The organism is Amycolatopsis sp. NPDC058278, assembly GCF_042881395.1.
Lineage (GTDB): Bacteria > Actinomycetota > Actinomycetes > Mycobacteriales > Pseudonocardiaceae > Amycolatopsis.
The window spans coordinates 63,706-75,925 of the sequence record NZ_JBHVXZ010000003.1; the positions used below are offsets into that span (position 1 = coordinate 63,706).

The window sequence follows — 12,220 nt, forward strand, 5'->3', positions numbered from 1 at the left end:
GATGGTGAAGGTCGACGGTGTCCGCAGTGTCGAGGCGTTGCGCGAAAAGGTCCACGAGGGTGCGGAGCCCGAGTACCTGCTGTTCTACGGGCACACGCCCTCGAAGTCCGGGCGGGTGACGGCGAGCTGCTTGAGCCAGTGGTGGGTCGACCCGTTCGAAGCCGACGGCGTCGTCTACCCGACCGCCGAGCACTACATGATGGCCGGCAAGGCCGAGCTGTTCGGCGACCACGAGAAGGCCGAGCTGATCCGGACCACCCCGGACCCGAAGGCGGCGAAGGTGCTCGGCCGCGAGGTCGCCGGGTTCGAGGCCGCCACCTGGGAGCGGCACCGGTTCGACATCGTCGTCGACGGCAACCTGGCCAAGTTCCGGGCCCACCGCGACCTGCGCCGGTTCCTGCTCGGCACCGGGGACGCCGTGCTCGTCGAGGCGTCGAAGAAGGACCTCGTCTGGGGCAGCGGCCTCGCCCGCGAGGAGAAGAACGCGACCAAGCCGGACTACTGGCGCGGGCTGAACCTGCTCGGCTTCGCGCTGATGGAGGTCCGCGAGCAGCTGCGGGCCCGCGTCTGACTCACGGCGCCGGGACCGGCGCGCCCGCGCACGACGCCGACGTCGTCTTGCCCGTGTCGAAGAAAGTGACCACGGCGTCGGCGCAGGGCAGCGACGACAGCGAGCCGTGGACGTCGTCCTCGACGGTCAGCAGCGCGCCGCCGATCCGCCCGTGCATCGCGATCGCCCAGCCGATCGGCGTGACGGGCTCGTAGAGGTGACCGGCCAGCTGCAGCGGGCTTGTCCCGGTTTCGAACGACCACGGCCGGGCGGCCAGCGGCCAGCCGACGCAGAGCTGTTCGTAGAAGCCGTAGCCGCCCGCGACCGGGAGGCGCTTCATCCGGTCGAGACGGTGCTGCCAGACGGTCTCGAAGTCGCGTGGGCTCGGCGACTCGTTGCAGAGCAGCGCCGTCTGCTGGAAGTGGTTGAACGCGTGCGGCTCGCCGTCCCAGCCCAGGCCGCCGGTCGTCGCTTTTCCGGCGACAGGCGCGCCGCCGTCGCGGATGGCCGCGAGCTGCTTCGCCAGGCCGGCCCACTCGCGCCGCGGGTTGGCGAGCATGCCGTTGACGGTCGCGCCGTGCCGGTCCCGCAGGCCGAGCAGCGCGTCCGCGACCGCGGGCTCCGTGGTCCCGAATCGGTAAATGGTGTCGTACCTGGCGATCCACGCCGCGAACTCGTGGAAGGTGTTCTCGCCCGCGGTCGCCTGGCCGTCGTCCATCGCGGTGACGTTCAGGTCCGGCAGCATGACGGAGTCGAGCAGCATCTTGTCGACGTGGTCGTCGAAGTGCGTCCGGTACTGGGCGCCGAGCGCGGTTCCCCACGAGACGCCGTAGTAGCCGATCTTGTCCTCGCCGAGGGCAACGCGGATGCGGTCCAGGTCGCGGGCGATCGTCGGCGTGGTCAGATTCCGGACGAAGGCCGGGTGGGCGTCGACGCACTGGCGGTTCGCCTCGGCGGCGCGCTCGACGGCTTCGCGGGCCTTCTCCTTGTCGGGGATGCCTGGCTCGGGGAACTCGGCCGGGCACGGCAGATCGGCGCTGTAGCCGACACCGCGCGGGTCGAACCCGATGAGGTCGTGGTGGACGCCGAGACCGCCGGCGTGGCTGTCGGCAATGCTGCCGGGCATGGTGAGCCCGGACTGGCCGGGACCGCCCGGGTTCAGGAGCACCGCGCCGGTCCGCGTGCCGGTCGCCCGGATCCGGCTGACGGCGATGTCGATTTTCGGACCACCCGGGTCGGCGTAGTCCACCGGGACCGGGACCCGCGCGCACTCGGTGCGGTGGTCGCCGGGGTCCCAGCCTTTCGCGACGGTGGCGCAGAGCTGCCACGAGAGCCCGTCCGCGGCGGCGACCGCGGGGACGGCGGGGAGCAGCGCCGCAGCGGCGAGCAGCGGGACGGCGAACCGGGTGATCGGCATGGGCTCAGGCTGCCGGGACCGGGCCGTCGGGGAGATCGGCCGATCAGTCGAAGATCACCGCCGAACGGCCGGGAACGACCTTGGCCGATTCTCGACCACGCGAAAAACCGCAGGTCAGGATCGTCGTGCGGCGGCGTCAGCCGCCAGGGCAGTCGTTGCCGCCGCCGCTGCGCTCGACGCAGTGCCGCAGTCCCGGCGGAGGCGGCGGCCGGTGCCGGAGGTCGTCCGCCCAGTTCAGTGCCGCGACGACGGCCGCCAGTACGAGGGCGATCCCGAAGAACCACGTCCACCCGGGGCGCCGCGTGGTCGCCGAGACGACCACGCCCGCCAACGGCAGCCCGGCGCCGAGCCAGGCCGCCCAGGTCAGGTAGGCGTCGCCCTCGTGCGTGCTCGTGCCGTACACGGGCATGTTCGCGAGCCCGCCCTGCAGCATCAGTCCCGGGACGATGAGCAGCCAGGTCCCCGCTGCCAGGAGGAGCAGGAGGGACACGGTGACTTCGCGAAACTCCCCCATGCCGCCACCATGTCGCGAAAACGACCACGCGGGCCTGAGTAGTCCTACTGCTCGCCGAGGGTCTTCTGCAGGGCCTTGTTCGCTTTCCGGGCCATGTCCGCGACGGCCTCGCGACGCGCGGCGTCGGCCGCGTAGTCCTCTTCGCGGTTACGGACCACCCGGGCCGGCGCGCCGACCGCGATCGAGTAGTCCGGAATGTCACCACGGACGACCGCGTGCGCGCCGAGCACGCTGCCGCGGCCGATGCGGGTGCCCTTCAGGACGCTGACCTTGGTGCCGAGCCAGGTGTCCGGGCCGATCCGCACCGGGGACTTCACGATGCCCTGGTCCTTGATCGGCACGTGGATGTCCGAAATGACGTGATCGAAGTCACAGATGTACACCCAGTCGGCGACCAATGTGGCCGCGCCGAGTTCGATGTCGAGGTAGCAGTTGATCACGTTCTGGCGGCCGAACACGGACTTGTCGCCGATCCGCAGCGAGCCCTCGTGGCAGCGGATCGCGTTGCCGTCGCCGATGTGGACCCAGCGGCCGATCTCCAGCCGCCCGTAGCCCGGGCGGCAGTGGATCTCGACGTCCTTCCCGAGGAAGAGCATCCCCCGCAGGATGATGTGCGGGTTGGCGAGCCGGAACTTGAGCAGCCGGTAGTACCGGACCAGGTACCAGGGTGTGTACGCGCGGTTGCGCAGCACCCAGCGCAGCGAGTCGGCGGTCAGGAACTTCGCCTGCCGCGGGTCCTGCCGGGCGCGGCGCCAGGCCCGCACCCGCGACAGTGCAGGCGCACCCCACATCGACGTCATGCCCGTGACCGTAACCTGTGTGCGGGACGGGTTCGCAGGCAAGGGGAGCGGGATGGGCACGAAGCTGATCATCGACACCGACCCGGGCGTCGACGACGCGCTGGCGATAGCGCTGGCGGCGCTGTCCCCGGACGTCGACCTGCTGGGTGTGACGTCGGTTTTCGGCAACGTCCCCCTCGACCGCACGACGTCGAACGCTCGCCGGCTGCTGGAGCTCTTCGGCCGCACCGACGTCCCCGTGGCCGCGGGGGCCGCGCGGCCCCTCGTCTACTCCAAGCCGCGTGACGCGAAAGCGGTCCACGGCGGCGACGGCCTGTCGGGCCACTCCTACACCCTGCCGGAGGCGAGCCGTCCGCTGGAGGAGCGGGACGCCGTGCGGCTGATGGTCGACCTGCTCGAGGCGTCCGACGAACCGGTGACCATCGCTCCGATCGGGCCGCTGACGAACATCGCCGCGCTGCTCGCGGCTCACCCGGGCGCGGCGGCGAAGATCGCGCGGCTGGTGATCATGGGTGGCGGCGTGACGTTCGGCAACAGCACGACCGCCGCCGAATTCAACATCTGGAGCGACCCCGAGGCGGCCCGGCGGGTGCTGGTCGAAGAGGACGTCCCGGTCGTGCTGGTGCCGCTGGACCTCACGCACCGCTGCGCCGTCGACGGCGAGTGGCTGGCGAAGCTCGCGTCGTCGGGACCCGTCGGCGCCACCCTCGAAGGACTGACCTCGACCTACCGGCAGCACTACACGCGCGTGTTCGGCGAGGACCGGATGGTCATGCACGACGCCGTCGCGGTCGCCGAGGCGATCTCGCCGGGCATCCTGCACACCGAGACCTACCGGGTCGACGTCGACTGCGGCCTCGGCCCGGCGCGCGGCCAGACCCTGGTCGACCGGCGGCGGCTCGCCGAGGACGATCCGCAGTTCACCCCCGGCCGCCCGATCGAGGTCGCGCTGGACACCGACCTCGACGGCCTGCGCGGCTTCGTCCTCGACCGGCTCACCGGAGCGGCCCGGTGAGCGAAGAGCCCGAGGTCGTCCCGGCCGAGTCACCCGAGTCGTCCGAGTTGCCCGCACCTCGCCGCCGGAAGCCCGTGGTCGTGATCACGGCGGTGGTCGTCGTCGCGGGTGCCCTGGTGGCCGGCATCCTGCTCGCGCCGAAGCAGCAGGAGACCACGAACGCCGCCGCGACGGGCACCCCGGCGTCGTCGACGTCGCCGAGACCGTCGAAGCCGCCGACGACCACGCCGCCGCAGACCTCGACGCCCCCGAAGGTGCCCGAAGCGAACGAGTTCGACGCCTGGGCATCCAAGACCAGCCAGTGGCTCGACGTGCCGCTGCGCGCGATGGTCGGCTACGCGAAGGCGACGACGAAGCTGAGCAAGGACGTCCCCGGGTGCCACCTTTCGTGGGTCACGCTGGCCGCGGTCGGAAAAGTGACCACGGACCACGGCCGCGCGCGGGGCGGGCAGTTCGGCACCACCGGCGTCCTGGACAAGCCGCTCGGCACGATCGAGGTGCGCGACTTCTACAACAAGGTCGTCTCGACGGCGAACGCCGCCGGGCCGATGCAGCTGTCCCCGGCGGTCTGGGGCAAGTACCAGGCGAGCGCGTCCGGCGGGAAGCCCGATGTCCAAAACATCGACGACGCCGCTCTGACCACGGGCCGCGCGCTGTGCGCCGACGGCCACGACCTGTTCCAGGGCCAGGTGTGGTGGGACTCGGTCGGCACGCTGCAGCCGGCGCCGCTGTTCCTGCACCGGACACTGGCCACGGTCAACGTCTACGGCACGGTCGGCCAGGGCTCGGCGCCGCCGAACGCGGCGGTGCTGAGCGCGGTGAACTTCGCGATCGACAAGATCGGCCTCCCGTACATCTGGGGTGGCAACGGCACCGGCGGCAACGACCCGGGCTTCGACTGCTCGGGCCTGACGACGGCGGCGTACGGCAGCGCGGGGATCAAGCTGATGCGCACGGCCGACACGCAGTTCCGCAGCGTCCCGCACGTGACCGACCCGCAGCTGGGCGACCTGATCTTCTACGGTGAACCGGCGACGAAGATCCACCACGTCGGCCTCTACATCGGCAACCAGCAGATGATCGACGCGCCGCAGACCGGCCAGGCGGTCCAGGTCCACTCCTATCGCAGGGATGGCGACGACTACGCCGGAGCGGGACGTCCGACGGCCTGATCCCGGCTGTGGTCGCGCGGGCGACAAAAGGATTGGACGGGGTGCGGCCCGGGCTTGTAGCTTGCCGGAGACCGTGACACCGCCCGAGGAGGTGAGACCCATGAACGCTGGATCGATGTGGGTGCTCCCCCTCCAGTCACGGCCGGGCGATTGACGTAGGTGTCGCCGGGAGCGCCTGACCCCAAGGCACTCCCGAAAGGCACCACCCATGGACTCTTCGCCGTCCACCACCGAGCCGTTCGACGTGATCATCGCCGGCTGCGGGCCGACCGGTGCGACGCTGGCCGCCGAACTGCGGCTGCACGACGTGCGGGTCCTCGTCCTGGAGCAGGACACCGAGCCCGCGTCGTTCGTCCGCATCGTCGGGCTGCACATCCGCAGTCTCGAACTGATGGCCATGCGCGGCCTGCTGGACCGCCTCCTCCGGCACGGGCGGCAGCGGCCGGCCGGCGGGTTCTTCGCCGCCATCCCCAAGCCCCCGCCCCGCGACCTCGATTCCGCGCACGCCTACCTGCTGGGCATCCCGCAGCCGGACGTCGTCCGGCTCCTCGAAGAACACGCGATCCAGCTGGGCACCGAGGTCCGGCACGGTTGCGTCGTGGCCGGTTTCGAGCAAGACGACGACGGCGTGACCGTCGAGCTCGCCGGCGGCGAACGGCTGCGGGCGCGTTACCTCGTCGGCTGCGACGGCGCGCGCAGCACGGTGCGCAAGCTGAGCGGCATCGGCTTCCCCGGCGAGCCGTCGAGGACCGAGACGCTGATGGGTGAGATGGAGGCGGGTGCGCCGCCGGCGGAGATCGCCGCCAAGGTGACCGAGGTCAGCGAAACCCACAAGCGGTTCTGGTTCCGGCCCTTCGGTGAAGGCGTCTACAGCGTCGTCGTCCCCGCCGCGGGCGTCGGCGATCGCGCGGTACCACCCACCCTGGACGATTTCCGGCAACAGCTGCGGGCCGTCGCCGGGACCGACTTCGGCGTGCACTCCCCGCGCTGGTTGTCGCGGTTCGGGGACGCCACCCGGCTGGCCGAGCGGTACCGGGCCGGGCGGGTGCTGCTGGCCGGCGACGCGGCGCATATCCACCCGCCCACCGGCGGTCAGGGGCTGAACCTGGGCATCCAGGACGCGTTCAACCTCGGCTGGAAACTGGCCGCGCGGATCCGCGGCTGGGCGCCGGAACCGCTGCTGGACACCTACCCGGCCGAACGTCGTCCGGTCGCCGAGGCCGTGCTGGACAACACCCGGGCCCAGATGGAACTGACGTCGCCCGAGCCGGGCCCGCAGGCCGCGCGCCGGCTGCTCGCCGAGCTGATGGACCTCGACGTGGTGAACCGCTACCTGATCGGGAAGATCACCGCCATCGACATCCGCTACGACTTCGGCGAGGGCCCCGACCTGCTCGGCCGCCGCCTGCGCGACATCGACGTCGAACAGGGCCGCCTCTACGACCGGCTGCACCGCGGCCGCGGCCTGCTGCTGGACCGCACCGGACGCCTGTCCGCCGGCGGCTGGTCGGACCGGGTCGACCGCCTCGCGGACCCCACCGCGGCCCTCGACGTCCCGGGCGTCCTGCTGCGCCCCGACGGCCACGTCGCCTGGGTCGGCGACGAGCAACGGGACCTGGACGACCACCTGGCCCGCTGGTTCGGCTCACCTCTCCGGTGAGGCCTGGTGGACGGCGTCGAGGCGGGCCAGCTCGTCCAGGTTGAGCCGGAGGGCTCCGGCCGCGACGTTGTCCTCCAAATGACCAGGGGTCCCGGTGCCGGGGATGACCAGCACGTGCGGCCCCCGCCGCAGTGCCCACGCGAGCCGCACCTGTGCCGGGCTCGCCCCGTGCGCCCGGGCGGCGGCGAGCACCTCCTCGTGCTCGTCACCGCCCGCTCCGGCCTCGCGCCCGGCGCCGGCGATCGCGAAGAACGGGACGAACGCGATGCCCTGCTCGCCGCAGGTGCCGAGGAAGGCGTCCTGTCCCCGGCGGTAACCCAGGCCGTAGGCGTTCTGCACGCACACCACCGGCGCGACGGCCTGCGCCTGGGCCAGGTGCGCGGGGCGCGCGTTGGAGATGCCGAGGTGCCGGATCAGCCCGGCCTCGCGCAACCCGGCCAGCACGCCGAAGTGCTCGCTGATCGAATCCAGTCCGGCGACGCGCAGGTTCACCAGGTCCAGGTGGTCGCGGCCGAGCTGGCGCAGGTTCTCTTCGACCTGCCCGCGCAGCTGCTCCGGGCGGGCCAGGGGCAGCCATTCGCCGGCCGGGTCGCGGGCCGGGCCCACCTTGGTGGCGATGACGAGGTCGTCCGGGTACGGCGCCAGCGCGCGGTTGATCAGCTCGTTGGCCGACCGCAGCCGGGAGAAGTAGAACGCGGCGGTGTCGATGTGGTTGACGCCCAGCTCGACGGCGCGGCGCAGCACGGCGATCGCCTGGTCGCGATCGCGCGGGACGGCGTCGGCGGCGAACGCCTGGCCGTTTTGCGGCAACCGCATCGCGCCGAAGCCGATGCGGTTGACCGTGCGGTCGCCGAGCGTCCAGGTATCGGGCTGGATGGAGAGCATGAGCGGAGTCTGGCACGCGATCCGGAATACTCCGGCCATGGACTCGGGGACCACCACGCAGCTGATCACCGTGGGCGCCACGCTCGGCGGGGTCGTGCTCACGTTGCTGACCAACACGTTCGTCGAGGGCCGCAAGCTGAAGGCGACCCAACGCGCGGAAGCGCAGAAGCGGGCCGCGGACCACGCGAACTGGCTGCGTGACGAGCGCGTCCGGGCCTACGCGAGCCTGTCGACGGCGAGCGAAGAGGCGTTCCAGCTGGTCCGGTCGGAGTTCACCAAGCTGCCTGCGGACCGGGAGCAGATCGAAACCCGGTGGCGCGAACGGCGCACCGAGCTGCGCAAGGCGCACAACCAGGTGGCACTGTTCGGCACGGAGGAACCGCGGAAGCGCGGCAAGGAGCTGTGGAAGGCGGCCCGCAACGGCGCGAACGCCGTCTTCGCCGAGCTCGACGCCGGGGCCGAGGAGGTGCGCCGGGAGAGTCTCGACCAGGTGCTGACCGGGATCAGCGACGCCGGGGACCGGTTCCTCGAGGCGTGCCGCGCCGACGTCCAGGGCACGCGCTGAGCTTCAGCCGCGGAGACGGCGGACCGTGGCGCGGAGGTTCTCGATCTCTTCCACCATGGCCACGAGCGCCTTCGGCGACGAACCCGCAGAAGGCGATCACGTCCAGCGGCACCTGTTGCCCCACCCCCGGACGGAAACCCCGAGCCGAGCGCCTTTCAGCTCTCCAGCCACCCCACGGATTCTGGAGCGCCGCGAAGCCACTGTCCAGGTCCTCGGAGGCCGGCTTCGGGGCAGCCGGTCAAGACCCCACGGCCGCCGTCGAACGGCCTACGGTGGTGAGGTGAATTCTTTGAGCCACGATCGGCTGGCCGCCGCCCTCGTCACGGAAGCGGACCGGTTCGGCACGGCGATCGCCGGCGCCGATCCGGGCCTGCGCGTCCCGACGTGTCCGGAGTGGACACTGCGGGAGCTGACCTGCCACGTCGGGATCGCCTACCACAAGTCCGCCGTCATCATCGCGAGCCGGCCGACGGGTTACGTGCCGTTCGAGGCCGTCACGATCGACGACCCGCCCGCGTTCGAGGCCCTCGGCGGCTGGCTGCGCGACGGCGCGCAGCGGCTCGTCGCCGCGGTGGCCGAGGTCGGGCCCGAGACCCCGACGTCGACGTGGGCCCCCGATCGGCGTGCCGGGTTCTGGACGCGGCGGCTGACCCACGAAACGGTCGTCCACCGCGCGGACGCCGCCTTCGCCACGGGCACGCCGTACGACGTCGACGCTGACCTCGCCGCGGACGGGATCTCCGAGGGCCTGGGGCTGGTGGCCACCTTCTCGAGCCGGCAGCACCCCGCGCTGGACCGGACGTCGTTGCAGGGCACCGGAGAGACGCTGCTGTTCCACGCCACCGAACCCGAGGTCCAGTGGCTGGTCCGGCGGAACCCGGCCGGGGTCGAGGTCGGCCAGGAAGCCGCCGAGGCCGACGTCGTCGTCGAGGGCCGGGCCGCCGACCTGCTCCTCGCGCTGACCGGGCGCCTCGCCGCGGACGACCCGCGGCTCACCGTGTCCGGCGACGCGGCCCTGTTTCATCACTGGCGGGAGCACACACGCTTCTAGCCGCTCAGGTTCCGGGCGCGGTCAGCCTGTGTAAGGTCCCTGTCATGAGTCCAGCCCCGACCGTCGACCGGCCCGGCTACCTGATCAAACGTGCTCAGCAGGCACTCAACCAGGTCTGCACCGACCGGCTGCACCCCTTGGAGCTGTCGATGTCGCAGTACGCCGTGCTGCGCGCGCTCGACGACCACCCCGGCGCGTCATCGGCAGAACTCGCGCGGATCACGTTCGTCACGCGGCAGTCGCTGCGAGACGTCCTGGGCGGCCTGCGGTCGGCCGGGCTGGTCACCGTCGCCGAGCAGGCGAGCACCGGCCGGGCGCGCCCGGTGGCGCTCACCCCGGCGGGCCGCGCCCGGCTGGCCGCCGCCGAAGACCTGATCACGCAGGTCGAAGTGCAGATGCTCGACACGTTGTCGGCCGACCAGCGGCGCGACCTGGCGGATCTTCTGCGCACCTGCGTCGGCAACCTGGCTTGACGGCCGTCGTATAGTCGGTTCCGACTAACAGGGAGCGACTATTGCCGTCACGCAAGATCCGCAACACACTCGCGCTGGCTTTGCTCGGCCTGCTGCTGGAACGCCCGATGCACCCGTACGAAATGGCGTCCACGCTGCGCGAGCGGCACAAGGGCTCGACGTTCAAGATCAACCCCGGGTCGCTCTACGACACCGTGGAGTCCCTGGCAAAGCACCGCTGGATCGAGCCCGTCGAGACGGTCCGGGACGGCAACCGGCCGGAGCGGACGGTCTACGCGCACACCGAGCTCGGCCGCCAGGAGTTCATCGCCTGGCTCGACGAACTGGTCCGCGAGCCCGTCGCGGAGTACCCGAAGTTCGTCGCGGCGGTGAGCTACCTCGGCGCGCTCGGCCCGGACCGCGCCGCCGACGCGCTGGAGGAACGCGCGCGTCACCTCGCCGAACGCATCGACGGCGCCGACACGGCGCTGGCCGAGACCGTCGGCAAGGGGGCGCCGCGACTGTTCATGATCGAGGTCGAGTTCGTCCGGCACACGTGGCGCGCGGAGCTCGACTGGGCGCGCCGCACGGCCGCCGAAATCCGGTCCGGGTCCCTGCCGTGGCCCGAAAACTTCTGAGGGGAAACCGTGTCCGACTTCGAAACCGACGTCCTCGTCGCCGGCGCCGGCCCGGCCGGCCTGCTGCTCGCCGCGGAGCTCGCGCTGGCGGGCGTCCGCACCACGATCGTCGAACGCCTGCCCGAGCGTCCGCCGTACTGCCGCGGCTTCAACCTGAACGCGCGGGCGCTGGACCTGCTGGCGCGACGCGGCCTGGCCGAGGGACTGGTGGCCGAGGGGCACCGGGTGCCGCACGCACCGGTGACCGGCCTGCCCGGCCCGCTCCTGCTCGACGGCGCGGCGACCGATCACCCGTTCTCGCTGGGGATCCCCCAGACCCGCGTCGAAGAGGTCCTGGAGGCGCGGGCACTCGAACTGGGCGCGGAAATCCTGCGCGGCCACGATCTGCGCTCGTTCACCCAGTCCGCGGACGAGGTCACCACGGTGGTCCACAATGGACGTTTTGGGCGGACGATCCGCGCACGCTTCCTCGCCGGCTGCGACGGCGGCCGCAGCACCGTCCGCAAACAGGCGGGCATCGGATTCCCCGGCGTGGACGCGCGCTGGTACGCGCTGCTCGGCGACGTCGAATGCGACCTGCCGTACGGACCTTCGGCGGGGCCGGACGGGCGGAGCGTGTTCGTCATCCCGCGGCCCGGGTACGTCCGGATCGTGGTCCGGGAGGACGACCCGCCGTCGGACAAGGACACGCCGGTCACGCTGGAGCGGTTGCAGGCGCAGGTGGACGCGGTGCTCGGCCGCCACGTCGAGTTGCGCGCGCCCCGCTGGCTGAGCCGCTTCGGCGACGCGGCCCGCCTGGCCTCGAGGTACCGCGAGGGCCGGGTACTGCTGGCGGGCGACGCGGCCCACATCCACCCGCCGGCGGGTGCGATCGGCGTGAACGTCGCGCTCGACGACGCGTTCAACCTGGGCTGGAAGCTGGCGGCGACGGTGCGAGGAACAGCCCCGGAGGGCCTCCTGGACACCTACCACGACGAGCGGCACGCGGCGGGTGCGCGGATCCTGGCGAACACGCGGGCACAGGTGGCGCTGGAGGAAGCCGCCGCGGAGCCGTGGGCGGACCTGATGCGGCGCGTGGCGGCGCACCCGGCGGGGAACCGCGCACTGGCGGAGATCATCACGGGGCTGGACGCGTGTTACGAGCAGGGCGGACACCCGTGGCTGGGCCGGTTGGCGCCGGACGTGCCGCTGCGGGTGTCGGGAGCGGAGACGCACCTGGCGGCACTGCTGCACGCCGGGCGGCCGGTGCTGCTGGATTTGACGGCTTCGGGGTCGTTCGCCGCGTGGTCGGACGGGGTGGCGGTGGTGGCCGCTGCGAGTCCGTCCACTTCGGACGTCGACGCGGTGCTGCTGCGACCGGACGGGCACGTCGCCTGGGTGGGCACGCCGGGCTCCGGTGATGCCGGGCTGGCGGAGGCGCTGCATCGGTGGGTCGGCGATGTTCCGGTCCCGGCGTCCGCCTGACCGGCGTCGGCGTCGTGACTCCGGCAACGGCCCGGCC

The 12,220-nt window shown here is 72.1% G+C and carries 13 protein-coding genes; 9 read left to right on the forward strand and 4 right to left on the reverse strand.

What is annotated here, in order from left to right; translation table 11 throughout:
* The first annotated feature begins 1 nt into the window (after position 1).
* Positions 2-571: an NADAR family protein gene (locus ACFVYA_RS02175; RefSeq protein WP_387041374.1), complete on the forward strand. Its 570-nt coding sequence runs from the start codon at positions 2-4 to the stop codon at positions 569-571.
* 1 nt (position 572) lies between these two features.
* Here ACFVYA_RS02175 and ACFVYA_RS02180 read toward each other — a convergent pair whose 3' ends face one another.
* From ACFVYA_RS02180 to ACFVYA_RS02190, 3 genes are all read right to left on the reverse strand, one after another.
* Positions 573-1,967, reverse strand: a complete 1,395-nt coding sequence (locus tag ACFVYA_RS02180) for an alpha/beta fold hydrolase (protein ID WP_387041377.1) — start codon at positions 1,965-1,967, stop codon at positions 573-575.
* Positions 1,968-2,103: 136 nt separating this feature from the next.
* Positions 2,104-2,481, reverse strand: a complete 378-nt coding sequence (locus tag ACFVYA_RS02185; RefSeq protein WP_387041380.1) for a hypothetical protein — start codon at positions 2,479-2,481, stop codon at positions 2,104-2,106.
* Positions 2,482-2,525: 44 nt separating this feature from the next.
* Positions 2,526-3,281, reverse strand: a complete 756-nt coding sequence (locus ACFVYA_RS02190; RefSeq protein WP_086843454.1) for an acyltransferase — start codon at positions 3,279-3,281, stop codon at positions 2,526-2,528.
* A 52-nt stretch (positions 3,282-3,333) separates the two neighbouring features.
* Between ACFVYA_RS02190 and ACFVYA_RS02195 the strand changes: the two genes are divergently transcribed.
* From ACFVYA_RS02195 to rox, 3 genes are all read left to right on the forward strand, one after another.
* Positions 3,334-4,296, forward strand: a complete 963-nt coding sequence (locus ACFVYA_RS02195; RefSeq protein WP_387041382.1) for a nucleoside hydrolase — start codon at positions 3,334-3,336, stop codon at positions 4,294-4,296.
* A gap of 74 nt (positions 4,297-4,370) precedes the next feature.
* Complete coding sequence (locus tag ACFVYA_RS02200) at positions 4,371-5,468, forward strand: NlpC/P60 family protein (RefSeq protein WP_387041588.1); 1,098 nt, start codon at positions 4,371-4,373, stop codon at positions 5,466-5,468.
* A gap of 208 nt (positions 5,469-5,676) precedes the next feature.
* On the forward strand, positions 5,677-7,128 hold the full coding sequence (gene rox, locus ACFVYA_RS02205; protein ID WP_387041385.1) for a rifampin monooxygenase: 1,452 nt from the start codon (positions 5,677-5,679) through the stop codon (positions 7,126-7,128).
* On the opposite strand, the gene ACFVYA_RS02210 is transcribed toward rox, so the two are convergent.
* Positions 7,114-8,013: an oxidoreductase gene (locus ACFVYA_RS02210; RefSeq protein WP_387041388.1), complete on the reverse strand. Its 900-nt coding sequence runs from the start codon at positions 8,011-8,013 to the stop codon at positions 7,114-7,116. The genes rox and ACFVYA_RS02210 overlap by 15 nt on opposite strands.
* Before the next feature lie 37 nt (positions 8,014-8,050).
* Here ACFVYA_RS02210 and ACFVYA_RS02215 point away from each other — a divergent pair, with 37 nt between their 5' ends.
* From ACFVYA_RS02215 to ACFVYA_RS02235, 5 genes are all read left to right on the forward strand, one after another.
* Positions 8,051-8,578, forward strand: a complete 528-nt coding sequence (locus tag ACFVYA_RS02215; RefSeq protein WP_285988946.1) for a hypothetical protein — start codon at positions 8,051-8,053, stop codon at positions 8,576-8,578.
* Between the two features lie 280 nt (positions 8,579-8,858).
* A complete protein-coding gene (locus ACFVYA_RS02220; RefSeq protein ID WP_387041391.1) occupies positions 8,859-9,629 on the forward strand; it encodes a maleylpyruvate isomerase family mycothiol-dependent enzyme in 771 nt (256 codons plus the stop codon).
* Between the two features lie 44 nt (positions 9,630-9,673).
* Complete coding sequence (locus tag ACFVYA_RS02225) at positions 9,674-10,102, forward strand: MarR family winged helix-turn-helix transcriptional regulator (RefSeq protein ID WP_387041393.1); 429 nt, start codon at positions 9,674-9,676, stop codon at positions 10,100-10,102.
* A gap of 41 nt (positions 10,103-10,143) precedes the next feature.
* Entirely contained in the window at positions 10,144-10,719 is a 576-nt protein-coding gene (locus ACFVYA_RS02230; RefSeq protein WP_387041395.1) for a PadR family transcriptional regulator, read from the forward strand.
* 9 nt (positions 10,720-10,728) lie between these two features.
* Positions 10,729-12,183 (forward strand): FAD-dependent monooxygenase, encoded by a 1,455-nt coding sequence (locus ACFVYA_RS02235; RefSeq protein ID WP_387041398.1) that lies wholly within the window; start codon positions 10,729-10,731, stop codon positions 12,181-12,183.
* The last annotated feature ends 37 nt before the right edge of the window (positions 12,184-12,220 follow it).

What these genes read in the sequence shown, in the direction of transcription:
- ACFVYA_RS02175 (WP_387041374.1), top strand. Translation starts at nt 2, where the DNA reads ATGGTGAAGGTCGACGGTGTCCGCAGTGTCGAGGCGTTGCGCGAAAAG.
- ACFVYA_RS02180 (WP_387041377.1), bottom strand. Translation starts at nt 1,967, where the DNA reads ATGCCGATCACCCGGTTCGCCGTCCCGCTGCTCGCCGCTGCGGCGCTG.
- ACFVYA_RS02185 (WP_387041380.1), bottom strand. Translation starts at nt 2,481, where the DNA reads ATGGGGGAGTTTCGCGAAGTCACCGTGTCCCTCCTGCTCCTCCTGGCA.
- ACFVYA_RS02190 (WP_086843454.1), bottom strand. Translation starts at nt 3,281, where the DNA reads ATGACGTCGATGTGGGGTGCGCCTGCACTGTCGCGGGTGCGGGCCTGG.
- ACFVYA_RS02195 (WP_387041382.1), top strand. Translation starts at nt 3,334, where the DNA reads ATGGGCACGAAGCTGATCATCGACACCGACCCGGGCGTCGACGACGCG.
- rox (WP_387041385.1), top strand. Translation starts at nt 5,677, where the DNA reads ATGGACTCTTCGCCGTCCACCACCGAGCCGTTCGACGTGATCATCGCC.
- ACFVYA_RS02210 (WP_387041388.1), bottom strand. Translation starts at nt 8,013, where the DNA reads ATGCTCTCCATCCAGCCCGATACCTGGACGCTCGGCGACCGCACGGTC.
- ACFVYA_RS02215 (WP_285988946.1), top strand. Translation starts at nt 8,051, where the DNA reads ATGGACTCGGGGACCACCACGCAGCTGATCACCGTGGGCGCCACGCTC.
- ACFVYA_RS02225 (WP_387041393.1), top strand. Translation starts at nt 9,674, where the DNA reads ATGAGTCCAGCCCCGACCGTCGACCGGCCCGGCTACCTGATCAAACGT.